General features: G+C 49.0%; 19 protein-coding genes. 4 read left to right on the forward strand and 15 right to left on the reverse strand.

What is annotated here, in order from left to right; translation table 11 throughout:
• The first annotated feature begins 54 nt into the window (after positions 1-54).
• On the forward strand, positions 55-801 hold the full coding sequence (locus ACTHTK_RS07675; protein WP_128580488.1) for an amino acid ABC transporter permease: 747 nt from the start codon (positions 55-57) through the stop codon (positions 799-801).
• Between the two features lie 77 nt (positions 802-878).
• Here ACTHTK_RS07675 and nagZ read toward each other — a convergent pair whose 3' ends face one another.
• The 10 genes from nagZ to ACTHTK_RS07725 all read right to left on the reverse strand — a co-directional run bounded on the left by nagZ (position 879) and on the right by ACTHTK_RS07725 (position 15,237).
• Positions 879-1,964 carry a beta-N-acetylhexosaminidase gene (gene nagZ, locus ACTHTK_RS07680; protein ID WP_285071163.1) on the reverse strand — a complete coding sequence of 362 codons (1,086 nt, stop codon included), beginning with the start codon at positions 1,962-1,964 and terminating at the stop codon, positions 879-881.
• Positions 1,965-2,061: 97 nt separating this feature from the next.
• Positions 2,062-3,582, reverse strand: a complete 1,521-nt coding sequence (locus ACTHTK_RS07685; RefSeq protein ID WP_285071165.1) for a Na+/H+ antiporter NhaC family protein — start codon at positions 3,580-3,582, stop codon at positions 2,062-2,064.
• A 133-nt stretch (positions 3,583-3,715) separates the two neighbouring features.
• A complete protein-coding gene (locus ACTHTK_RS07690) occupies positions 3,716-5,215 on the reverse strand; it encodes a DegQ family serine endoprotease (protein WP_440378563.1) in 1,500 nt (499 codons plus the stop codon).
• Between the two features lie 245 nt (positions 5,216-5,460).
• On the reverse strand, positions 5,461-6,714 hold the full coding sequence (gene hemA, locus ACTHTK_RS07695; RefSeq protein WP_440378564.1) for a glutamyl-tRNA reductase: 1,254 nt from the start codon (positions 6,712-6,714) through the stop codon (positions 5,461-5,463).
• 148 nt (positions 6,715-6,862) lie between these two features.
• Positions 6,863-7,726 (reverse strand): RNA polymerase sigma factor RpoH, encoded by an 864-nt coding sequence (gene rpoH, locus ACTHTK_RS07700; RefSeq protein ID WP_004519690.1) that lies wholly within the window; start codon positions 7,724-7,726, stop codon positions 6,863-6,865.
• Between the two features lie 282 nt (positions 7,727-8,008).
• Complete coding sequence (gene lnt, locus ACTHTK_RS07705) at positions 8,009-9,556, reverse strand: apolipoprotein N-acyltransferase (RefSeq protein WP_440378565.1); 1,548 nt, start codon at positions 9,554-9,556, stop codon at positions 8,009-8,011.
• 55 nt (positions 9,557-9,611) lie between these two features.
• Positions 9,612-10,478: a DUF808 domain-containing protein gene (locus ACTHTK_RS07710; RefSeq protein WP_049336692.1), complete on the reverse strand. Its 867-nt coding sequence runs from the start codon at positions 10,476-10,478 to the stop codon at positions 9,612-9,614.
• Between the two features lie 112 nt (positions 10,479-10,590).
• Positions 10,591-11,973, reverse strand: a complete 1,383-nt coding sequence (locus ACTHTK_RS07715) for a TolC family protein (protein ID WP_440378566.1) — start codon at positions 11,971-11,973, stop codon at positions 10,591-10,593.
• A 63-nt stretch (positions 11,974-12,036) separates the two neighbouring features.
• A complete protein-coding gene (locus ACTHTK_RS07720) occupies positions 12,037-13,974 on the reverse strand; it encodes a MacB family efflux pump subunit (protein ID WP_150537317.1) in 1,938 nt (645 codons plus the stop codon).
• 81 nt (positions 13,975-14,055) lie between these two features.
• Entirely contained in the window at positions 14,056-15,237 is a 1,182-nt protein-coding gene (locus tag ACTHTK_RS07725) for an efflux RND transporter periplasmic adaptor subunit (RefSeq protein WP_314061341.1), read from the reverse strand.
• Positions 15,238-15,526: 289 nt separating this feature from the next.
• Here ACTHTK_RS07725 and ACTHTK_RS07730 point away from each other — a divergent pair, with 289 nt between their 5' ends.
• Positions 15,527-15,949, forward strand: a complete 423-nt coding sequence (locus ACTHTK_RS07730; protein ID WP_004519697.1) for a type IV pilin protein — start codon at positions 15,527-15,529, stop codon at positions 15,947-15,949.
• A 117-nt stretch (positions 15,950-16,066) separates the two neighbouring features.
• Here the strand turns inward: ACTHTK_RS07730 and nusB are convergent, their stop codons facing one another.
• The 3 genes from nusB to ACTHTK_RS07745 all read right to left on the reverse strand — a co-directional run bounded on the left by nusB (position 16,067) and on the right by ACTHTK_RS07745 (position 17,512).
• On the reverse strand, positions 16,067-16,495 hold the full coding sequence (gene nusB, locus ACTHTK_RS07735) for a transcription antitermination factor NusB (RefSeq protein ID WP_004519698.1): 429 nt from the start codon (positions 16,493-16,495) through the stop codon (positions 16,067-16,069).
• A gap of 120 nt (positions 16,496-16,615) precedes the next feature.
• The gene (gene ribH / locus ACTHTK_RS07740) at positions 16,616-17,095 is read right to left on the reverse strand and encodes a 6,7-dimethyl-8-ribityllumazine synthase (protein WP_003748562.1); all 480 of its coding nucleotides are present in this window, start codon (positions 17,093-17,095) and stop codon (positions 16,616-16,618) included.
• A 93-nt stretch (positions 17,096-17,188) separates the two neighbouring features.
• Complete coding sequence (locus ACTHTK_RS07745) at positions 17,189-17,512, reverse strand: DUF2185 domain-containing protein (RefSeq protein WP_039862122.1); 324 nt, start codon at positions 17,510-17,512, stop codon at positions 17,189-17,191.
• Positions 17,513-17,766: 254 nt separating this feature from the next.
• Here ACTHTK_RS07745 and rnc point away from each other — a divergent pair, with 254 nt between their 5' ends.
• Together rnc and era are read left to right on the forward strand one after the other, a co-directional pair.
• Entirely contained in the window at positions 17,767-18,486 is a 720-nt protein-coding gene (rnc, locus tag ACTHTK_RS07750) for a ribonuclease III (RefSeq protein WP_003683027.1), read from the forward strand.
• 64 nt (positions 18,487-18,550) lie between these two features.
• Complete coding sequence (gene era, locus ACTHTK_RS07755) at positions 18,551-19,480, forward strand: GTPase Era (RefSeq protein WP_003679342.1); 930 nt, start codon at positions 18,551-18,553, stop codon at positions 19,478-19,480.
• Positions 19,481-19,534: 54 nt separating this feature from the next.
• Here era and coaBC read toward each other — a convergent pair whose 3' ends face one another.
• Both coaBC and ACTHTK_RS07765 read right to left on the reverse strand, forming a co-directional pair.
• On the reverse strand, positions 19,535-20,713 hold the full coding sequence (coaBC, locus tag ACTHTK_RS07760; protein WP_199901839.1) for a bifunctional phosphopantothenoylcysteine decarboxylase/phosphopantothenate--cysteine ligase CoaBC: 1,179 nt from the start codon (positions 20,711-20,713) through the stop codon (positions 19,535-19,537).
• Between the two features lie 44 nt (positions 20,714-20,757).
• Positions 20,758-21,987, reverse strand: a complete 1,230-nt coding sequence (locus ACTHTK_RS07765) for a tetratricopeptide repeat protein (protein WP_107724164.1) — start codon at positions 21,985-21,987, stop codon at positions 20,758-20,760.
• Between the last annotated feature and the right edge of the window lie 335 nt (positions 21,988-22,322).

Here is a 22,322-nt window from a genome sequence, read left to right on the forward strand (position 1 = left end):
CTTGATTTTAAAAAATATTCGGATTAGTTACCGATTTTGACCGACGGAAGGTTTATGGATTTTCGTTTTGACATTATTTATGAATATCGCTGGATGTTTTTATACGGCGTATTGACAACGCTGGGACTGACGGTGGTTGCAACGGCAGGTGGCTCGGTTTTGGGTTTGCTGCTGGCATTGGCACGTTTGATCAATCCGGAAAAAGCCGGTGCACCGATGCGTGCCTTGGCTTGGGTGTTGCGTAAGATTTCTTTTTGGTATGTTACGCTGTTTCGCGGTACGCCATTGTTTGTACAAATTGTGATTTGGGCTTATGTTTGGTTCCCATTTTTCGTTCACCCGGCCGACGGTGTGTTGATTAGCGGCGAAGCAGCTGTTGATCTGCGCCGTTCTTATGGTGCGCTGATTGCCGGCTCTTTGGCTTTGGTTGCGAACTCAGGTGCGTATATTTGTGAAATTTTCCGTGCCGGTATTCAATCGATTGATAAAGGACAAATGGAAGCTGCGCGTTCTCTGGGTCTGACCTATACTCAGGCAATGCGTTATGTCATTTTGCCTCAAGCGTTGCGCCGTATGTTGCCGCCATTGGCCAGTGAGTTTATTACGTTGTTGAAAGACAGCTCATTGCTTTCTGTTATCGGCGTGGCAGAGTTGGCTTATGTACAAAGCACGATTACCGGCCGCTATTCTGTCTATGAAGAGCCGCTTTATACAATCGCGCTGATTTATTTGGTGCTGACAAGCTTTTTGGGTTGGGTATTCCTGCGATTGGAAAGCCGTTACAATCCGCAACACCGCTAATCGGTTTGAATCAAAAAAGGAAGACTTTTTCAAGTCTTCCTTTTTTATTTGCCGTCAATGTTTCAGACGGCCTCGAATCAGAATGCTTCGCCGACTTTAACACCGCCTGCGATGTCTTTTGGTGTGGCCAGTTTGGCAGTTGCTTGTTGGGCGGCTTGGAATGCTTCGGTTGCCATGATGTCGGCAGCTTCTTGTACGGTCAATGTGTTGGCCATGTATTGCCAACGCGTTGCCAAGTCGGCGTTTTCCGGCGCGTGGAAGCCGTCTCGCAATTCATCTACCAAGTCAGGGCGGTTGCACACCAGTACAATATCGCAGCCTGCTTCAAAAGAAAGGCGGGCGCGTTCTTTAATGCCGCCGACACCGCATGCGCCTTCCATGGTCAGGTCGTCTGAAAAGATAACGCCGTTAAATCCGATTTCTTGGCGCAGGATTTGTTTCAGCCATTTTTCGGAGAAGCCGGCAGGTTGGCTGTCGGTTTGTGGGTACACGACGTGGGCAGGCATGACTGCGGCCATTCCTGCTTGGCTCAATGCTCGGAAGGGGATAAGGTCTGCGGCTTCTAGCTCTTCGCGGCTGCGTTTGTCGCAAGGCAGGACGTGATGGCTGTCGCCTTCGACAAAGCCGTGGCCGGGGAAGTGTTTGCCGCAAGATTTCATGCCGCCTTTGTTCAGGCCTTTTTGCAGGGCAAGGGCAAGCTGGGTCACGATGTTGGCGTCGCGGTGGAAACTGCGGTTACCGATGACGGCGCATTGACCCCAGTCCAAATCCAAAACAGGCGTAAAGGATAGGTCGATACCGCAGGCGGAGAGTTCGGTTGCTAAAACCCAGCCGACTTGTTCTGCTTGGGCGCAGGCGGCTTCTTGGCCTTCGTTATCCCAAATTTCGCCCAATACGTTCATGGCCGGCAGGCGGGTGAAGCCGTCAATAAAACGTTGAACCCGTCCGCCTTCGTGGTCGACGGCGATGATGAGTTCAGGTGTACGGACGGCTTTGATTTCTTGAACCAAAGCTTTAAGCTGGGAAACGTTTTCAAAGTTGCGGCGGAACAAAATAACGCCACCGACGGCAGGGTCGAGCAGGCGTTGTTTTTCTTCTTCGGTCAGATGATAGGCAGCGACGTCGGCCATGACTGGGCCGCGTGGAAGATGAGGCGTATTCATTGTTTTGTCCTGAATAATGTATATATTGGATAATCGTTATGTTCAGACGGCCTGAGAGTGTAGGAATATCTCAGGCCGTCTGAATATTGGTTTTGAATTAGGCAGTTGCTTTTTTCTTGTCTTTTAAGATCAGAATCAACACAACCATCACGATGCCGGTTACCACAAAACCTAAAGGCGCAGAGCCGGTCATGCCCAGTACGAGGTAGCCTGAGGCGGCAGACGCGGCTACGGTCAGCGCGTAAGGGAATTGCGAGGTAACGTGGTCGATGTGGTTACAGTGTGCGCCGGTAGAAGAGAGGATAGTGGTGTCGGAAATCGGTGAACAGTGGTCGCCAAATACGGCACCGGCCATTACGGCAGACATGCAAGGGATAATCAGCGATGGTTCGACTTTGACGGCCATGGCGGCGGCAATCGGCAACATGATGCCGAATGTGCCCCAGCTTGTGCCGGTAGCGAAGGCCATCACGCCTGCGAGCAGAAACAAAATCACGGGCAGGAAGCCTGCGTGGATATTGCCTGCCACCAACGTGGAGAGGTATTCGCCGGTGTGCATCTCACTGACAACGGTGCTGATGATCCATGCCAAAATCAAGATGGTAATGGCGCCGCGCATAGAGATGATGCCCTGCCAAATGGCTTTAGGGTAGTCGCTGGTTTTGATGGTGCCGATGGTGCAGAGGATGACGGCCAATACGCCGCAAGTACCGCCGAACACGAGGGAAGTATTTACATCGGTATTTTCAAACGCGCTGAGCAAAGAGAAGGTCTCAGAAGCTTGTGCGCCAGTGTAAATCATGGCTGAAACCGTGGCGACAATCAGTACCAAAACCGGCACAATCAGTGCGAACACACGGCCGTTGGGATGGCCTGTTTCAACGGTTTCATCATGAATTTCATTCAAAGCGGCGCGTTCCAAACGTGCCATGGAGCCGATGTCGAAAGAGAACCAAGCCACAACAAACACCATAATCAATGCGAAAACGGCATAGTAATTCATCAGGCTCATGGCTACGAATGCGCCCATCGGTGTGTAGCCTGTGATGTTGTACGTTACCAAAAGGCCGGCCAAAGTAGCAATAATCGATGCCCCCCAGCTGGATACCGGCATCAAAACGCACATCGGCGCGGCAGTAGAGTCAAGGATATAAGCCAGTTTGGCGCGGGAAACTTTGAATTTGTCGGTTACAGGGCGGGCAATCGCACCGACGGCAAGACTGTGGAAATAGTCGTCAATAAAAGTAACGAATACCAAACAGGCAGTCAGCAGCTTCGCACCGCGACGGCCTTTGATGTGCTGTTTTGCCCAATCGGCAAATGCTTGGTTACTGCCGGAATGCGTCAGCAGGGAAGTGAAAATCCCTAAAAGCACCAAAAAGAGCAGGATTTTGGGTTTGCCCAAAGACCAATCGCCGTCCGCCCAAGTCAGGCTGACTGCCATGTCTTTCAAGTGAACCAAAGCATCAAGTGGATTACCGCCTACCAGTAGGAATGAGCCAACGATAATGCCGACACCTAGGGACAGTAATACACGGCGCGTGGCAATGGCCAAGGCGAGAGCAATGGCTGCCGGGACGATGGATAAAATAGAATTTGAATAATTAATAAGTTGCATAATTATATTGTATATAAGCGGTAAAGTATTTTCAGACGGCCTAAATTGGAAGACGGATAACAAAATACCCACTGCCTCTGACAGATGGGTATTTTATCATCTAACACATCATCATGCCGTCTGAAAAATCGGACTACTGCAGATTTAGCGCGAGGAACAAAGTATTGCCTTCGCGTTGTACCAAAAGCGGTACGTTTTTGCCTGAGCTTTCCAATGCGCTACGGAAAGTGGATTCGTCATTGACGCTGATTTGGCTGACGGCAATAATTTCATCGCCGCGTTTGAGGCCGGCACGTTCGGCCGCACCGCTAACGCGCAGAACGATTAAGCGTTGTTTGCCGTCTGCGTTTTCAACCTGCAAAGTTAGGCCTGCATTTTCAACGGTAAATCCGTCATGGCCGCCATCGTGTTGCGGGTGTTCGGTCTCTTTGGCCGATGTTTCCGTTTGCTCGGCTGCACTGCCAAGTTTGACTTTGACATCGGTTTGTTTGCCACCGCGCCAAATGCTCAAAGTCACTTCTTTACCCGGCATCATCGAGCCGACCATGACCGGCAAATCGCTGGAGGCGCGGACTTCTTCTCCGTTTACGCTGCGGACAATATCGCCGACTTGCAACCCGGCTTGTTGTGCCGCGCTGTTCGGCATGATTTTGGCAATCAATGCACCACTTGCTTTGTCCAAACCAAAAGATTTGGCCAAATCATAAGAAACTTCTTGAATAACCACGCCTAATTGACCGCGTTGGACTTTGCCGTTGGCTTTTAATTGATCAGCCACATTCATGGCAACATCAATCGGAATAGCAAACGAAATGCCCATGAAACCGCCGCTGCGGCTGTAAATTTGCGAGTTAATGCCGACTACTTGGCCACGGAGGTTGAATAACGGGCCGCCTGAGTTGCCGGGGTTGATGGCAACGTCGGTTTGGATGAACGGCGTGTAGTTTTCATTCGGCAGGCTGCGGCCTTTGGCGGAGACGATGCCGGAGGTTACGCTGTTGTCAAAGCCGAAAGGCGCACCAATGGCGGCTACCCATTCGCCCGGTTTCAAATCTTTCGGATTGCCGATTTTGACAACCGGCAAGTCTTCTTGCGGCTCGATTTTTAAGAGGGCAACATCGGATTGGGCATCTGAGCCGACCAGTTTGGCAGTGTATTCGCGTTTGTCGTTGAGCAGGACTTTGATATTGCCCATGCCGGCAACCACGTGGGTATTGGTCAGGATATAGCCGTCTTTGCTGATGATGAAGCCGGAACCGAAATTCAAATCGTCGCTTTCGGTATCTTCTTGCGGCATGTCGGGCATATTGGGAACAAGGCGTTTGAAGAACTCGTAAAACGGATCGTTGTCGGGAAATTGGCTCAAGTCCATGCTGTGGTCGTCATCCGGTGTCGCAGTGCGTTTTGCCGGTGTCGCTTGAATATTGACGACTGCTTGTCCTTCGTTTTGGACCAGTTGGGCGAAGTCGGGCAGCAACATACCGACTTTTCCGTCATCGGTATTGGTTTCTATGCGTTGGACGAGTTCTTTGTTTTCGTCTTTGCCAAAAAAGGTGCTGACTTTGTCGCAACCTGAAAGAAGAGAAGCTGAGAGGACAGCGAGGGCCAGATATGTGTTTGTTTTAATATGCACGAAAGTTCCTTTTGCCGGTGCCTATCGTATTGTCGGCATGCGTTTGAATCGGCAGGCAGTTTTATTGTTTGAATGCTGTTTAAATGTATAAGATAGGATTTTTACACTTTAACGGTTTTTTTTCAAGCATTTCATTTTAAATGAAAAAATGATAATTGGGATTTTATTGTTTTAAGGCCGTCTGAAAACTTTGGAATATGACCTGTCGGTCGGTTCGCTTTTTTCAGACGGCCTTTAAATTGTGGTCAGTCGTGTTGGTCCAAATGGTAGATCTGCGCCACGGCATCGATTAATTCGCTGTTGTCCGAGCCCGCTTTATTGAGCGTGCGTGTCGGAGAGTGGAGCAGTTTGTTGGTCAACTGAATGGAGAGGCGTTCGAGGACATCCTCGGCGGATACGCCTTTTGCCAGTTGCTTCATGGCATTTTCCAATACTTGGCGGCGTGCGCGTTCGCCTTCGTCGCGCAAGGCGCGGATAAGCGGAACGCTTTGGCGGTTTTTCTGCAGGCGGATAAATTCGCTGACTTTTCCTTCCACCATGCTTTCAGCCGCCGCCGCTGCCTTTTTGCGCGCATCTTTACCGCTTTGGACAATGTCCATCATGTCGTCTACGGTATAGAGATATGCGTCTTCCAATTCGCCAACTTCGGCTTCGATATCGCGCGGAACGGCCAAATCCAGCAGGAAAACGGGCATGTTGTGGCGTTTTTTCAATGCGCGCTCGACCATGCCTTTGCCGACGAGGGGGAGTTGGCTGGCGGTGGAAGAAACAACCACGTCGTAATCGTGCAGAATATCGGGCAATTCGTTCAGCAGGCAGGCTTCGGCGTTGACACCGAGTTTGTCGCACAATTCCTGCGCACGCTGGTGTGTGCGGTTGGCAACAGTAATGAGCTTGGGATTTTTAGCGGCAAAATAAGTGGCCACCAGCTCAATCATTTCGCCTGCGCCGATAAAGAGGACGTTCAGATCGGAAATGGAAGGGAAGATTTGCTCTGCCATTTTGACCGATGCAGAAGCCATGGATACGGAGTTTTCGCCGACAGCAGTGTCGGTACGCACTTCTTTGGCAACGGCAAAGGTTTTTTGAAACAGGGCGTTTAAGTGGGTGTTGATGCTTTCCTGTTCTTGCGCAACGCGGACGGCATCTTTGATTTGACCGAGAATTTGCGGTTCGCCCAAGACCATGGAATCTAAACCGCAGGCGACGCGGAAGGCGTGGCGGACGGTTTCATTATTATCTAAGGTATAGAGGTAAGGGCGGATTTCTTCGGCAGGCAGGTCGTGATATTTTGCCAACCAGTCGATGATTTTTTCGGTTTCGCCGACGCAGTAAAGCTCGGTGCGGTTGCAGGTAGAAAGAATGACTGCTTCTTCCGCCGCCTCACTACGCGCGAGGTTGGACACGGCATCCGGCAGATTTGCAGCTGCAAATGCCAGTTTTTCGCGTATGCTCAAGGGCGCGGTTTGGTGATTGAGTCCGACGACGGTAAGTTGCATGGTTATGGTATGACTGGGTAGTGTGTGTGGTGGGTATTATAGCTTAAGTGGGCTTTAAAATGAATGTGTTGGGGGAGAAGATACAATGAGGTTTGCCATCGAAAAGGCCGTCTGAAAAGATTCAGACGGCCTTTTTATAATGAAAGGCTTAAACGGCTTCTGCTTCTTCTGCCAAGAAACCGCGCAGTTTTTGCATGGCTTTGGCTTCGATTTGGCGGATGCGTTCGGCAGATACGCCGTATTCTGCTGCCAATTCGTGCAGGGTCAAACCGCCATCGTCTTGCAACCAGCGGCTTTCAACGATGCGGCGGCTGCGGTCGTCCAGTTGCGCCAAGGCGTTTTGCAGACCTTCGGTTTGCAGGGCGTAGTGGGCTTGTTTGGACAACTGGCGGCTAGGCTCTGCATCGTGATCGGCCAACCAGTCGATAGGGGCGAAGTTGTCTTCGTCATCGTTGTTTTCTGCCATGATGCCGATATCGTGACCGGTCATGCGTTGCTCCATTTCCAAGACTTCGGACAATTTGACGCCCAAATCGTCGGCGATTTCTTGCGCTTCTTTTGGAGACAAGGCATTCAGGTTTTTACGCATGCTGCGCAGATTGAAGAACAATTTGCGTTGCGGTTTGGTGGTGGCAACGCGGACCAAACGCCAGTTACGTAAAATGAATTCGTGGATTTCTGCTTTAATCCAATGCACGGCAAACGAAAACAGGCGCGCACCGCGGCTTGGTTCGTAGCGTTTGACGGCTTTCATCAGGCCGATATTGCCTTCTTGAATCAGGTCGGCTTGGTTAAGGCCGTAGCCGTCGTAGCCGCGTGCAATGGATACGACGACGCGAAGATGAGACAGAATAAGTTGTTTGGCGGCATTGAGATCGCCTTTTTGTTGACGTTCGGCCAGTTGCGTTTCTTCTTCGGCAGTCAGCATGGGAATGCTATTGACAGTATGAATGTATTGCTCGAGGCTACCGTTGCCGCTGTGGATAACGGGTAATGCAAAAGCTTTATTCATAAAAGGATGCTCTCCTTGATTAGGCCGTCTGAAAACGGCTTTTTGTTTATTGTGTGACAAGCAGTATAACACTGCCTGTGGTTTGTTTTGTTATGGGTTGGATTTTTTCTGTAAATTAACGATAGATTCAATAGTTTTTACTGCTTGAATCGCAAGGGTTGATTGTCTTAGAAAATTTGAGTGATTTGCTAGGTCTTTGGTAAGTATATTACAAACATTTCTGTATGTAAATAGTTTTTCAATAAAAAAAGACCTTGTATAACAAGGTCTTAAAATTTTTTTTTATTCTGGTTTTTTCCGGCCAATCAGGATAAGGAATACGCCGATAACGGACAAAATACTGATAAGCCATGTTGAGCCGCCTGCTTTCATATAAGGCGTTTCGCCGATATAGCCTTTGACGTGGCCTTCGAGGACGGTTTCTGTATCCGGTTGGGCTTCGGCAACAATCGTACCTTTAGGGGAAATAATGGCGGTCGCACCGGTATTGGTGGCGCGAACCATGTAGCGGCCCAGTTCCATTGCACGCGCTTGGGACTGTTGAAGTTGCTGGTACATGGCATTGGATTTGCCGTACCACGCCATATTGCTGATGTTGGCAAGCAGGGTAGAGCGTTTCGCCGTTGCGATGAGTTCGTCGCCGAAACCGTCTTCATAGCAAATATTGAAGGCGACTTTTTGATCTTTCATTACCAAAGGCGCTTGGTTGTCGCCACCTTTTTGAAAGTCGGCCAAAGGCATATCCATCATTTTATAGAGGCGCTCGGTAATGGCGGGCAAGGGCTTGTATTCGCCAAATGGAACGAGGTGGTTCTTGGCGTAGTAGGGGATGACATCGGAAGTGCTGTTGTGATAGTCGCTCAAATTGATGACTGCATTTTCGTAGCCGTTGCCGTCGGGTGTATATTGGCTGATGCCGATGGCCAATGCGCTGCCGTTGCTTTGCGCCTGCTCAGCGAATTGTTCCAAGATACCTTCGGGCAGGTCTTGGCGCATCAGCGGTAGGGCGGTCTCGGGCAGGATGACGATGTCGGCACTGGTTTTGCTGATTTGTTCGTAGTATTTCTGAATGGTTGGGATGATTTGCTCTTCCTTCCATTTCAGATTTTGCTCGATATTGCCTTGAATCAGGGCAACCGTGCTGGTGCTGCCGTCAGGGCGGGTGTACTCGGTTTGTTGGGAAATGTAGCCGACGGAGCAGAGTGCAACGATAAGGAATAAGGGCAGGAGGCGGTGTTTCAGACGGCCATGGTTGTCAATCAGCAACACCAGCCATGCGCTGAGGAAAGCGGTTGCCAGCGTGACCATGTGAATGCCGCCCAAAGGCGCGAAGCCTGCCAACGGGCTGTCTTTGATGATTTGGGAATAGCCGATTGCACCCCAGCCGAATCCTGTCAAGAAACGTTCGCGGGCAAATTCTGCCAGCGTCCATAAAATCGGCAGCAGGAGGCCGGTTTTGGCCCAGCGCGACAGGTTGCATTTTTTCCACATCCAAAAACAGATGGCCGGATAAAGCGCAAGAAATGCCGGCAGCAGGAAGGTGAGGGGGATGGCGTATGAATCCGGCAAACCCGAAACGTCATGCAAGGCAGTGTGTATCCAATAAAACTGCGCCGTATAACCGATTAATCCGAACAGATAGGCAGTCATGACGGCAAAGCGCGGACGCAATTCAATCAGGCGTATCAGCGCGCCAAACAACAGCGGCATCAGCCAGAAATGATAATACGGGGCGAAAGTGAACGGCGTCGCGGCGGCAATCAAGATAACCAGCGGCCAGTACAGCAGCGGATGTTGCCAGTATTGTTCGAGTTTACGGAAAATATTCATGCTTTAAATGGTATTGAGGCCGTCTGAAAAGTTTTCAGACGGCAGGGAAACAAAATCAGTCTTTTTGAAACAATTTCATTGCAGGCAGGACGATTGCGCAAGCCAATGCACCGGCGGCTACTCCGACCACCAAGTTGGCGATATGTTCCATCATGCCGCTGTCCCAATGCTGTGCGTGGAGGAAATCGTGCAAAAAGCCAAGGTTGTGGGTGATCAGTCCGCCGCCAACCAAGAACATCGCCAGCGTGCCGACAATGCTCAAGCCACGCATAAACCAAGGCATAAATGAAATCAAACTGCGTCCGATACCTTGCACAGCAACGCTTTTTTGGCGCATCAACATCATGCCGAGGTCGTCAAGTTTGACGATAATGCCGACCAAACCATAGACCAATGCCGTCATGCCGACACCGATGGCGGCCATAACCAAAGAACGCGTCATCAGGTCATATTTTTCAACAACGCCCAGCGCGATAATAATAATTTCGGCGGAGAGGATGAAATCTGTGCGGACCGCGCCTTTCACTTTTGTTTTTTCGTCTGTGACTTCAGGCTCGGCATCGTGTCCGTCTTCGTGTTCATTGCGGTGCAAGAATTTGTGCAACAGTTTTTCCACGCCTTCAAAACACAAATAAACACCGCCGATCATCAACAAGGGCGTAATCAGCGCAGGCACGAAAGCGGAAAGCAACAGCGCAAGCGGCACCAGAATCAGCTTGTTGACCAGAGAGCCTTTTGCCACCGCCCAAATAATCGGCAATTCGCGCTCGGCGGATACGCCGGTTACCTGATTGGCGTTGAGCGCCAAATCGTCACCGACCACGCCGGCGGTTTTTTTGGCGGCGACTTTGGTCATCATCGCTACGTCGTCCAAAACGGCGGTAATGTCGTCCAAAAGCGTAAAGAGAGAGGCGAAGGCCATAATGTTGTCCGGATAAAATCAAATAAACGCGCGATTATATATGAAAATTCAGTTGCTTGAATGTTTTTCAGACGGCCGTTGACGGAAATTAACCAAAGGCCGTCTGAAAATGCTATTTCGGCGTATAACGTCCCGCCATGGCTTTATACACCATATTTTCGTATTTTAAGGCTTCATAGCGTTGGTTCAGCAGGTTTTGAGCCGAGCTGTATTCTGAATTCAAAGCCTCCAGCCAGTCTTTCAGTTCGTTTTTACCATGCTGGTAGCGTACTTGATAGTAATGGCTGTTTTTCTTGTCCAACTGATAACGCTGTTCTTGATTGGCAAGGCCGGCCTGCGCGTTTTTGTAGGCAAGGTAGTTGGTGTTGACCTCGTTAAGCGCGGTGGTCAGGGCTTTTTCAAAATTCAGCTTGGCACTGTCCATCTCTGCTTGTACGGTTTTGTCTTTCCATTTCATGGTCTGCCAATTAAGGAAAGGCAGATTGATGGTGGCCGAGCCGCCCAACATGGGGATATTGAACGTGCTTTTCGCTTTATCGGAAGACGTACTCAAACTTGCACCCAAAGTAATCGACGGATACCAACTGCGTTTTTGCGCGTTGACCGATTGTTGCGACGCTTGCAGGCGGTATTCGGCGGCGCGCAGGTCGGGGCGGTTGGCCAAAACGGTAATCGGTACGTCCAAGTTCACACCTTTGACCGGCAACAGGCGGAATTGTGCCGGATCGGCGGCCATGTTTTCAGACGGCCTTAAATTCAACAAATTACGCAAAACCTGTTTTTGCGTATCCAAATTGTTTTGCAAAGACAACAGGCTGTTTTCCGCACTCAGCAATGACTGTTTGGCTTGGGTTGGCTGGCTTGAGTCGGCACGGCCGTAGCGAAACTTGGCATTCGCAATGCGGTTGATTTCCTGATATTGCTTCAGCGATTTTTGCGCCAACTCGATGGCTTCGTTCAGATAGGCGATATTGAAATACGCATCGGCGACATTATTAATCAAAGTCAGGCGTGTGTTGGCCATGTCTTCATGCGTGGCTTGGTATTCCCATACCTGAGCATCGGCAGTGGCACTGAGTTTGCGCCACAAATCCAATTCATAGCTCAAGCCAAGCTGGCTGCTGAAGGTATTGCCGTGGCTGCCGGTTTTCAGGTTTTTAGAAGCGTTCGCGCCCAACGAGCCGCTGAACGAAGGTACCAAATCCGCACCCAAAATATTGGCTTGATACAAAGCCTTGTTGACGCTGATGGCTGCCTGTTTCAAATCGACATTGTTCGCCAGCGCCTGCTCCATCAGCGCGTTGAGCTGCTGGCTTTGGTAGATTTCCCACCAGTTGCCGTTTACATCGTAGCGTTCGGCAGTTTCCGCCGCGCTCATGACTTGGCCGGTTGCTTCCAGCGTCAGATTCGGATTGGCTTTAGGCGCGGCGCACGCACTTAGGGCAAGGGCGACAGCCAAGGATAAGGCTGCTTGGGAAAAAGGTTTCGTCTTCATAAAAAATCTTTCGGGTAACAGCATTTCAGACGGCCCTAAAATAATAGGCCGTCTGAAACATAATCAATCCTGAGCCAGTGCATCAATCGGGTTAAGCTTGGAAGCTTTGTTGGCAGGCATAAAGCCGAACGCGACGCCGATTGCGGTGGAGCAGACCACTGCGCCGATGACGGAAGTCATGGAAATGCTCATCGGGAAGTCGGTAACAAAATAGTTGAACACCAGGCTGATGCTTGCGGACAACAATACGCCTGACAGGCCGCCGATGATACAGATTAAAACGGCCTCAATTAGGAACTGTTGCAAAATATTGTTGCGGCGTGCGCCGATTGCCATGCGGACGCCGATTTCTTTGGTGCGCTCGGTAACGGAGACCAGCATGATGTTCATCACGCCGATACCGCCGACCACCAAAGAGATGACCGCGATAGAAGAAATCAGCAACGTCATGGTGCCGGTTGTGCTTTCCACCATTTCTTTGATGCTGTCGCTGTTGTTCATAAAGAAATCTTCTGTACCGTGGCGTGCTTTCAGCAGCTCAGTCAGGCTTTTTTCGGCAACTTGCGTGTTGGCATCGTCTTTGATTTTGACAACGATGGAGTTGGTATAGCTTTCGCCGGTAATTTGGTGCATGACCGTTGTATACGGCGACCAAAGCATCAGCGAGTCGGAATTACCAAACGAGTTGTCATCCTTTTTCATAATGCCGATGACGGTTAGCGGGCGTTTTTTGAAAAGGATGGTTTTGCCTAAAGGATTGACGCCTTCGCCGAAGAGTTTGGTTTTGGTGTTTTGGTCGATGACGACGACTTGGGCATCGGTTTTTACATCGTCATCATCAAACAGACGGCCTTCTTCCAATTTCAAACCGCGCACGTCGAAATATTGTTCGCCTACGCCGTAAAGTGAGGCGGTCAGGTCGGTGTTGCGGTAGGTTAAGGTGCCGCTGGAGTTGGTTTGAGGGGTGGCAGAGGCGACGTAGCTTTGTTGGCTGATGGCTTTTGCGTCATTAATTGTCAGTGTCTTGATTCGTCCGCTGCGGCGGTCACCAAAACCACGGCCGGGGAAGATGCTGATGGTGTTTGTGCCCATCGAGTTGATGTCTTCCAGGATTTTTTGTTGCGAGCCATTACCTAAGGCCACTACCGATACCACCGAGGCGATACCGATGATAATCCCCAGCATGGTCAGCAGCGAACGCATTTTGTGCGCCATAATCGCCTGTACCGACATTTTGAATGCTTCCATAAATTGATCGTAATAAAACGACCAAGAAGCTTTTTCTTTAATCCTCTCCACTTTGCTTGGCGGAATATCCGGATTTTTAGATGTATCCGAAATAATCTGACCGTCGCGGATTTCGATGACGCGATTTGCGTTTGCCGCAATGCCCGGATCGTGGGTGACCATAATCACGGTATGCCCGTCTTCGTGCAGCTTGTGGATGATTTCCATCACGTTTTTACCGCTGGCGGTATCCAATGCGCCGGTCGGCTCGTCGGCAAAGATGATTTCGCCGCCGTTCATCAACGCGCGCGCAATCGAAACGCGTTGTTGCTGACCGCCGGAAAGTTCGCTGGGTTTGTTGCCTTCTTTATTTTGCAAACCCAAATCGCCCAATAATTTTTCCGCACGTTCCGCACGCTCTTTGCTGTCCATGCCCATATACACGGCAGGCAGGGCGACGTTGTCCCGGGCGGTCAGCGAGCTTAACAGGTTGTAACGCTGGAAAATAAAGCCGAAACGCTCACGGCGCAAAGCCGCCAGCTCATCCGGCTGCATTTGCGATGTTTCGATGCCGTCGATTTGATAAGAGCCGGAAGTGGCAGTATCCAGACAGCCCAAGATATTCATCAGCGTCGATTTGCCCGAGCCGGATTGGCCGATAATCGCCACAAAGTCGCCTTTTTCAATAGAAAGGCTGACATCTTTCAATACGTGCACACGGTTTTCACCGCTACCGAAAAAACGGTTGATATTCTTACATTCGATTAAACTCATAATCTTTCCGGGCGAAAAATAGAAATACAGGAACTAAGGCCGTCTGAAACACAGCCAAACCTTTCAGACGGCCTTAATCAATCAGCGAGGAGGGCCGCCGCCCATCATCGCGCGTTCGCTGCTCTTATTCTTTTCGTCTGCGCTCATTTCAGAAATGATCACTTTTTCGCCTTCTTTCAAGCCGCTTTTGATTTCGGTATTCATGCTGTCTTTCAAACCGACGGTTACTTCGCGTTCTACCGCTTTATTGTCTGCGCCCAAAATGCTGACATAGGATTTGCCGTTATGCTTTTTCACAGTCAGCGTCGGTACCAGTAAGACATTCTTCACGCCGTTGATTTCAATCGTGTTTTGAGTGGTCATGCCGATGGAAAGTTTGCCGTCGGAATTTGGCACCAAGGCGCGGGCATAGTAGTAAATCGCATTGGAAGTCGTGTCCGTGCTGCTGGTGTAGCTGCCCAAAGACATGGTGGTCAGGCCGGGGTCGACGCTGTCCAATTTCGCTTTAATCGGCGTGTCCGGTTCGGACAAAATGGTGAACGAAATATCCTGACCGGCTTTGACTTTAGTAATATCGCCTTCGGCAATCTGCATTTTGTTTAACATGGTTTCCAGATTGGCCAGTTGGATAATGGTCGGCGTAGATTGCGCCGCATTGACGGATTGGCCTTCCTCAACAGGAATGGCGACTACGGTGCCGTCCATGGTGGCGGTAATCCGCGTGTGTCCCAGTTCGGATTCGGCTGTATTGATGGAGATTTTGGATTGTTTGATGGAGGCCTTCAGTTCGGCGACATTGGCTTTGGCTGCGGCTAAAGAGTCTTGTGCAGATTCCAAATCTTCTTTGGAAGTGGCCTGTTCTTTCCATAAGGCAAGTTCGCGTTTATATTTTTTCTCCGCACTGGAAAGCGCAATTTCGGCAGAAACCAATTTTGCCTGATAAGTTTCCAGTTTGGATTTTTCGGTATTTAAGGTGTTGAGCTGATTGGTTGAGTCGATTTCTGCAATCAAATCGCCTTTTTTTACTTGTTGGCCCAGTTTCACATACAGTTTTTTAATCTGGCCTGAAGCTTCCGCGCCTACGGATACCAAATTGGAAGGCGAGATTTCGCCGGTTGCCGATACGGTTTGACGGATATCGCCGCGTTTAACCACTTCCGTAATAAAAGAAGACTGAGGCTCAGGCTTCATCAAAGACCAGCCGCCGAAAGCCGCAGCCACGATAACAGCCGTACCGGCCGCCCACTTGAAAACTTTAGACATATAAAAGGAACCAATTCAATAAAATAACGTCGCAGACAAGCAACAAATGCATTGATAGAAACAAAAAAACAACTGGATTTTACTGTAAAGACCAAGGCCAACCAAGAGTCGGTCAGTTTAAATTGAAGTTTAACTTATTGAAATAAAAAATAAAAGAATGAAGATATTTTTCAGAACTTGTACCTCGTTTACATAAATTCCCAAACCCCCTCCGAATCTGAACATTTAAGTCACAAGAAAACGACTATAATATTCATGTCTTATTCTAATTATTAACGACACAAATAAAATGAAACACCAACAAGGCTTCACGCTTATCGAGCTGCTGATAGTCGTTTTGATTGCAGCCATTCTCGCTACCATCGCCTATCCGTCTTATCAAAACTACATCCGCCAAACGCGTCTCGCATCCGTCCGCACACAGATGCTGCATAATGCCCAACAACTTGAACGCTACTATACTCAAAAAAGTACTTTTGTAGGGTTTCCTACCGAAAATTTGCAGCAGAATCAATATTTCAATATTAGTTTTTCCGAAGGTACGGATTCTATGCCTGATCCTTCCGATTCAGGTTATATTTTGAAGGCTGTACCCAATAGAGAAACCAATGCCGATGAAACTTGTACCGTTTATTACAACGACAGCGGTATCATCTGGGCAAACAGTGATAAACAAAACTGCCCCGGTTATGAAATACCAAAATCGGAATAAATCGAAATATAAAAGGCCGTCTGAATTTTAGACGGCCTTTTGGATGGTTTGGCTGTATAAGCACATTAGCTTATACAGGGCAAAGATTGGTAATCCCGGCCCGATGTGAAGCCCATCTTAGCCTTTGCGGCGCGGTTCGTCAGGGCGGATGCGTGAAGCCAGTTGGTCGAGGATGCCGTTGACGAATTTATGGCCGTCGGTGCCGCCGAAAGTTTTGGTGACTTCAATGGCTTCGTTGATGATGACAGGATAGGGGGTCTCAGGCATGGTGCTCAGCTCATGGCAGGCAACCAGCAAAACGGCGCGTTCGATAGGGCTGAGATCTTTCTCGTCGCGGTCGAGCAGGGGGCTGATTTTTTCCATGTATTCTTCGGCATGGGTTTGCGCGCCGAAAAACAGTTTGTTGAACAGCTCTTCATCCATATTGGGCGCTTGGGACAGTTCGCGGATGTTTTTGGCGATTTCGGGAGCGGCTGTTTTGTTGATGCCTGCTTGATAAATGGCTTGTACGGCAAGCTCGCGTGCGCGGCGGCGTGGGCTTTTCATGGGTATTCCTTGTGAAGAGGGTGCCGATGGTTGTCGGCTGAATATTGAATGATTCAGACGGCCTCAATGTCATGATTGGGAGGCCGTCTGAAAATATGCGGTATTCAATACGGGGAGAACTTATTCTTCGTCGTCTTCGTATTGTTCTGACAAAAGATGGTTGACCAAGTTGGCACATTCTACGGCAACTTTGGCGGCATCGGAGGCTTTTTCTTCGATGCGTGCGACGGCCTGTTCGTCGTTTTCGGTCGTCAGGATGGCGTTGGCGATCGGGATGTTGTAATCAAGGGCAACGCGGCTGACGCCTGCGCCGGATTCATTGGATACCAATTCAAAGTGGTAGGTTTCGCCGCGAATGACAACGCCGATGGCAATCAGGGCATCGAATTGTTCGGATGAAGCGAGGTTCATCAGCGCGATAGGCACTTCAAGCGCGCCGGGGACGGTGGCAAGCGTGATGTTGTCTTCGGCTACGCCCAATTCTTTTAAGGTGCGGCAGCAAACTTTGACCATTTCGCTGCCGATTTCGTTGGTGAAGCGGGCCTGAACGATGCCGATGCGCAAGTTGGTACCGTCGAGGCGGGGTTCGATAATGTTCATGATGATTCCTTCAATATTGGTGAAATAGGGATTCGGCTCGGTTTCAGACGGCCTGGTTATAGGGAAGGCCGTCTGAAACGAAATGGGGATGGATTATTCTTGCGGCTGCCAATCGGCAACGGCTTGGAACTCGCCGTCTTCGTTTAATTCCCACGCGCTGCCTTCTGCCTGAGTCAGCAGGGGCGCGATGTCGGGATTGTCTGCGGTAATGGCGGAGAGGCTGACAATGCTGAAGTTGTCGGGATTGTCGGTGTATTCGTCGGTTTCGTCGCCGCTGAAAATACGCCAGCCGCTGTCGTTTTCAAATACGGGGGCTTCGCGGTAGAGGAAGCCGACGGGTTTGCCTTGTTCGGCGACGGTGTTGGTAACAATGCAGCGGTCGAGCGCTGCGGCCAATGCTTGGGCAAATTTGTTCATGGAGTTGGCAAAGAGATGATTTGGCATGATTTTACACGATTCGCCGCTTTTCCGCACGGATGTGTGCAGGGTCGGTTTGATGGTACAATGTCGGCAAGTGCCGTCAGGTTTGAACATGACGGCTTTTGATTGTTTATCGGCTTGAGGGACGCAAGAAACAATGAGCCAAAATAAAAAAGTTGCCGGTGTAGCCTTTTTATTTTGTTTCACTGCGGATGAGGCGTGCTTTCCGGCTGTTTTTTTGAAAGTATGGAATGAAACCTGATTTGCTCAAACAGCAGGCGCATCGAGCGATTCAAAAGCGTCTGGGCTATGAGTTCCGCAATATGGAGCTGCTTCAGCAGGCTTTGACTCACCGCAGCTACAATGCCAAACACAATGAGCGTTTTGAATTTGTCGGCGATTCGATTTTGAACTATTCAGTGGCGCGGATGTTGTTTGACGCGTTTCCGAAATTGTCGGAAGGCGAGTTGTCGCGGATGCGCGCGGCTTTGGTGAATGAAGGCGTATTGGCTGAAATCGCGTTGGAAATGAATGTCGGCGACGGTTTGTATTTGGGTGCCGGCGAGTTGAAGAGCGGCGGTTTCAGACGGCCTTCGATTTTGGCTGACGCAATGGAGGCGATGTTTGCGGCGGTCAGCTTTGACGCTGATTTTTCTGCGGCGGAAAAAGTGGTTCGCCATTTGTTTGCGGAACGCGTGAAACGTGCGGATTTGAATATCGGCAAGAAAGACAGTAAAACCGCTTTGCAGGAAGCCTTGCAGGCACGTCGCTTTGCCCTGCCGAAATACCGAATCGAAGAGCAGGCGGAGCAGACGGCTGATGCGATGTTTGTGATTTCCTGTGATTTGGGCGAACTCGGTTTCATCTGCAATGCACGCGGCAGCAGTCGGAAAGTGGCCGAGCAAAAAGCGGCATGTGAAGCTTTAGAGTGGTTGGAACAGAAGTTCCCTTTGAAAAAAGCTAAAAAATGATACTTCAGACGGCCTTTGAAAAAATGCAAAGGCCGTCTGAAACAATCAAGAAAGTCATATATAAATGGATATCGAAACCTTTTTGCAAAACGAGTCGCAACACCCGACGGATTATCGTTGCGGCTTTGTGGCCATCGTGGGTCGTCCGAATGTCGGCAAATCCACGCTGATGAACCATTTAATTGGTCAGAAAATCAGTATTACCAGTAAAAAAGCACAAACCACGCGCAACCGTGTAACCGGTATTTACACCGACGACACGGCGCAATTTGTGTTTGTCGATACGCCTGGTTTTCAAACCAATCACCGCAATGCCTTGAATGACCGTCTTAATCAAAACGTAACCGAAGCGTTGAGCGGCGTGGACGTGGTGGTTTTTGTGGTGGAAGCCATGCGCTTTACCGATGCGGACCGCGTGGTGCTGAAGCAGTTGCCTAAGCATACGCCTGTGGTATTGGTGGTCAATAAAATCGATAAAGATAAAGCCAAAGATAAATTTGCGCTTGAGGCTTTTATCAATGAAGTGCGGCAAGAGTTTGAGTTTACCGCCAGCGAGGCAGTTAGCGCGAAACATGGCCTGCGTATTGCCAATCTGCTGGAACTGCTCAAGCCGTATCTGCCGGAAAGTATCCCGATGTATCCGGAAGATATGGTGACGGATAAATCCAGCCGATTCCTGGCGATGGAAATTGTGCGCGAAAAATTGTTCCGCTATTTGGGCGAAGAGTTGCCGTATGCGATGAATGTTGAAGTGGAGCAGTTTGAGGAAGAGGAAAGCGGACTGTTCCGCATTTATATCGCGGTGTTGGTCGATAAAGACAGCCAAAAGGCGATTTTGATTGGCAAGGGTGGGGAGAAATTGAAGAAAATTTCTACTGAAGCCCGCCTTGATATGGAAAAATTATTTGATACCAAAGTCTTTTTGAAGATTTGGGTGAAAGTGAAATCCGGTTGGGCAGACGATATTCGTTTCCTGCGCGAATTGGGATTGTGATTTAATGTGTTTGAACAAAGGCCGTCTGAAAAATTTTCAGACGGCCTTTTTTTATCAAGCCAACAACTCAGTCAGACGTTTGACGATTTCATCCGCTGCTTGGCGTTTGGATGTTTCCGGAAATGAGGTTTCGGCAAGGTCATCAATAATGGTGATTTGATTGGTTGGTTTGCCCATGGAAACGGAAACTTGGTTGGCTACCAGCATCGGTACGTTTTTGCGCAAACGTTTTGCCCGAGCAAATTCCAAAACCTGATGGCTTTCGGCAGCAAAGCCGACGCAGAATGGTCGAGAAGGTAGGGCGGCAACGGATGCGAGAATATCCGGATTTTCCGTCAGTTCGATAATTGGAGGCTGATTGCCGTTTTTCTTCAGTTTCTCGTTGCTGCTGTTTTTGACTTTATAGTCTGCAACGGCTGCAACGGAAATAAAGACATCTTGCTCATGGATATGGCGGTGAACTGCCTGATACATGGCTTCTGCGCTGACAGCTTGTTCGGAATGAGCCAAGCCTGCTGGCAAGGCCATCTGAATTTGACCGTAAATCAGCGTGACTTTCGCTCCGGCAGCACGGCACGCACGTGCTAAAGCCATGCCCATTTGTCCGCTGGAAATATTGGTAATGCCGCGGACAGGATCGATGGCTTCAAACGTTGCGCCGGCTGTAATCAGAACTTTTTTGCCGCTCAATAGCTTGGGTGTCCATAAATCCTCTAACAAATCTGCCAGATCGACCGCTTCGACCATTCTGCCGGTACCTGTTTCGCCGCAAGCCTGTTCGCCGCTGTTTGGGTAAAACACGGTAATGCCGTCTGAAACCAGCTGCTCAATATTGCGCAGGTTGGCAGGGTTGTTCCACATTTCGACATTCATTGCAGGCGCAACGGCCAAAGGACATTTTCTGGCTGCGGCCAAAGTAGTCAACAGGTTGTCAGCCAATCCGTTGGCAATTTTGGCGATCGTATTGGCAGTTGCGGGCGCAATAAGAAATGCGTCGGCTTCACGCGTCAGGTTGATGTGTGCCATGCCATTATTGGAAGCGCCTGAATAGGTATCCGATAAAACAGGATTGCCGGTTAAAGCTTGGAAAGTCAGTGGGGAGACAAATTCCGTCGCAGAATCTGTCATTACCACTGATACAGAATGTCCTTGCTTTTTCAGCAATCTGACCAGTTCACACGATTTATACGCCGCAATACCGCCGGTAATACCGAGGAGAATGTGTTTGCTCATAAATAATGGGTTCATGAAATGAGAGATATAGGAATCAAATTAAATTAGATTTGTTCGATGTTGATTCTGGCTAGTTTTGCTTTAATCGCATTGCCATATCTCTTCGGCAAGAACGCTGAAACCGCTCCGTTTTTCACTTCAGTCACATAACTGCAGACCTTAAATTCAGGAACAACATTGAGCGAGTAGTCCGGATTGACCAAAGGCGAAGCACTGGAGTACAGCGTCCATCTTGCCAGACTGCCGTCTTCATAATCAGTCGTTGCGTTAAAGCTGGTAACCCCTTCGCTGAAAGCGATTTGATAATTAGAGTAGAACTCGCCGGGAATTTCGTGTGCATTACAGAAATCAAATAATCTGTCATGTGCAAACAGATTCTGACGGATATAGGCCCACAATTCTTTTTCTAGAAAATCTTGGTCGGCAAAATGTCTGGAAGGATAGCCCTCGTCGACAAAATTTTGAATCCTTTCCTGCATATCTGGGACTGCGCCCGCTTTAGCGCCCCACATACCCGCAAGAATTAGGGCAGTATGCGAGCCCGAGTCGCGAATAGTGTGGAATAGTGTGCCACTTTTTATCCATTCGGATACGGCCGCTGCATCACGATAACAAATAATAGAATCTGCATCACGGAAAATAACGTATTCAACCTCGGGATCATTGATGGCAAGAAAGCGCCACATCGTACCCGGCCAGTTGTCCAATGGAGTGCCAACCTTAATCACTTCTGCACCGTTATTTCTAAATCGTTGAATAGCTTCAGCTGATACAGAATCGTCGACATAAAAACGACATGTCCAACCAGGGAAAAGCACAGGCGCAAGCTGGGTATTTAATACGGCAGGCTCAATATATTTGGAATTATTGCCAAATAAAGAAAAGGAGATAATCCGTTTGCCATTTTTTGGAGCTGGTGTTGGAATGATTTCATGTTCTAGGTCTGGGATGGCTTTATCTTTTAGAACCAAAGCCTGATGACCGTAAAACCCGGTTTTTTCCCAGTTATCTAGAGCGCCGTAAGCATGTGCAAGTAAATCCAAAGCAGGAATATAGGTGCTATCTAGCTCTAACGTTTTCATTTCAGCCTCAATGGCTTTTTTCCATTTCAATTGCTTCAGATAGGCATAAGCAACTTTATGATGAAATTCGACAGATTGGGGGTTGAGAAGGCAAAGAATTTCGGCACGTTTAAGCGCTTCCTCGTAATTTTCCTCTTCGATGAAAGAGTGATATGCTTGTTCAAATTTTTGTTGAATCTTTTCGTTACTCATAATAGGGACTATTCTAAATTTATGATTGTTTTATTGGAGAAAGTAGAGATTGTAAGAGTAGATGGGACTAAAGCGCCAGTAGTATAGAGATATAGAGTGTTTGAATGTGGCAATTAAGAGTAAAGCTGCAGGACTATTTATCTTTGGATATCTGTTTTATCTATCGAATGATAAAATCTAATAAATTTTAAATTATTTAAATACAGATAGTTGTGAAAAAATTTTAATTTTTTTGAAGTTGGGTGTTGACTGGTTTTATTGGTAGGCGTATAGTTCGGTTCTTCGCTGCTGACGCGGTGAAGAAAACGAAGCAGACAGTATAACACAGTTAGTTA

The organism is Neisseria sp. P0006.S009 (genome assembly GCF_051962915.1).
In the GTDB taxonomy this organism is placed as follows: Bacteria; Pseudomonadota; Gammaproteobacteria; order Burkholderiales; family Neisseriaceae; genus Neisseria; species Neisseria subflava_E.

Coding starts and splice junctions, on each gene's coding strand:
- rpoH (WP_004519690.1), bottom strand. CDS start 7,726: ATGAATAAAGCTTTTGCATTACCCGTTATCCACAGCGGCAACGGTAGC.
- lnt (WP_440378565.1), bottom strand. CDS start 9,556: ATGAATATTTTCCGTAAACTCGAACAATACTGGCAACATCCGCTGCTG.
- hemA (WP_440378564.1), bottom strand. CDS start 6,714: ATGCAACTTACCGTCGTCGGACTCAATCACCAAACCGCGCCCTTGAGC.
- ACTHTK_RS07675 (WP_128580488.1), top strand. CDS start 55: ATGGATTTTCGTTTTGACATTATTTATGAATATCGCTGGATGTTTTTA.
- ACTHTK_RS07685 (WP_285071165.1), bottom strand. CDS start 3,582: ATGCAACTTATTAATTATTCAAATTCTATTTTATCCATCGTCCCGGCA.
- ACTHTK_RS07765 (WP_107724164.1), bottom strand. CDS start 21,987: ATGAGTAACGAAAAGATTCAACAAAAATTTGAACAAGCATATCACTCT.
- rnc (WP_003683027.1), top strand. CDS start 17,767: ATGAAACCTGATTTGCTCAAACAGCAGGCGCATCGAGCGATTCAAAAG.
- ACTHTK_RS07720 (WP_150537317.1), bottom strand. CDS start 13,974: ATGAGTTTAATCGAATGTAAGAATATCAACCGTTTTTTCGGTAGCGGT.
- ACTHTK_RS07710 (WP_049336692.1), bottom strand. CDS start 10,478: ATGGCCTTCGCCTCTCTCTTTACGCTTTTGGACGACATTACCGCCGTT.
- nusB (WP_004519698.1), bottom strand. CDS start 16,495: ATGAAAAGCCCACGCCGCCGCGCACGCGAGCTTGCCGTACAAGCCATT.
- era (WP_003679342.1), top strand. CDS start 18,551: ATGGATATCGAAACCTTTTTGCAAAACGAGTCGCAACACCCGACGGAT.
- coaBC (WP_199901839.1), bottom strand. CDS start 20,713: ATGAGCAAACACATTCTCCTCGGTATTACCGGCGGTATTGCGGCGTAT.
- nagZ (WP_285071163.1), bottom strand. CDS start 1,964: ATGAATACGCCTCATCTTCCACGCGGCCCAGTCATGGCCGACGTCGCT.
- ACTHTK_RS07715 (WP_440378566.1), bottom strand. CDS start 11,973: ATGAAGACGAAACCTTTTTCCCAAGCAGCCTTATCCTTGGCTGTCGCC.
- ACTHTK_RS07725 (WP_314061341.1), bottom strand. CDS start 15,237: ATGTCTAAAGTTTTCAAGTGGGCGGCCGGTACGGCTGTTATCGTGGCT.
- ACTHTK_RS07730 (WP_004519697.1), top strand. CDS start 15,527: ATGAAACACCAACAAGGCTTCACGCTTATCGAGCTGCTGATAGTCGTT.
- ACTHTK_RS07745 (WP_039862122.1), bottom strand. CDS start 17,512: ATGAACAAATTTGCCCAAGCATTGGCCGCAGCGCTCGACCGCTGCATT.
- ribH (WP_003748562.1), bottom strand. CDS start 17,095: ATGAACATTATCGAACCCCGCCTCGACGGTACCAACTTGCGCATCGGC.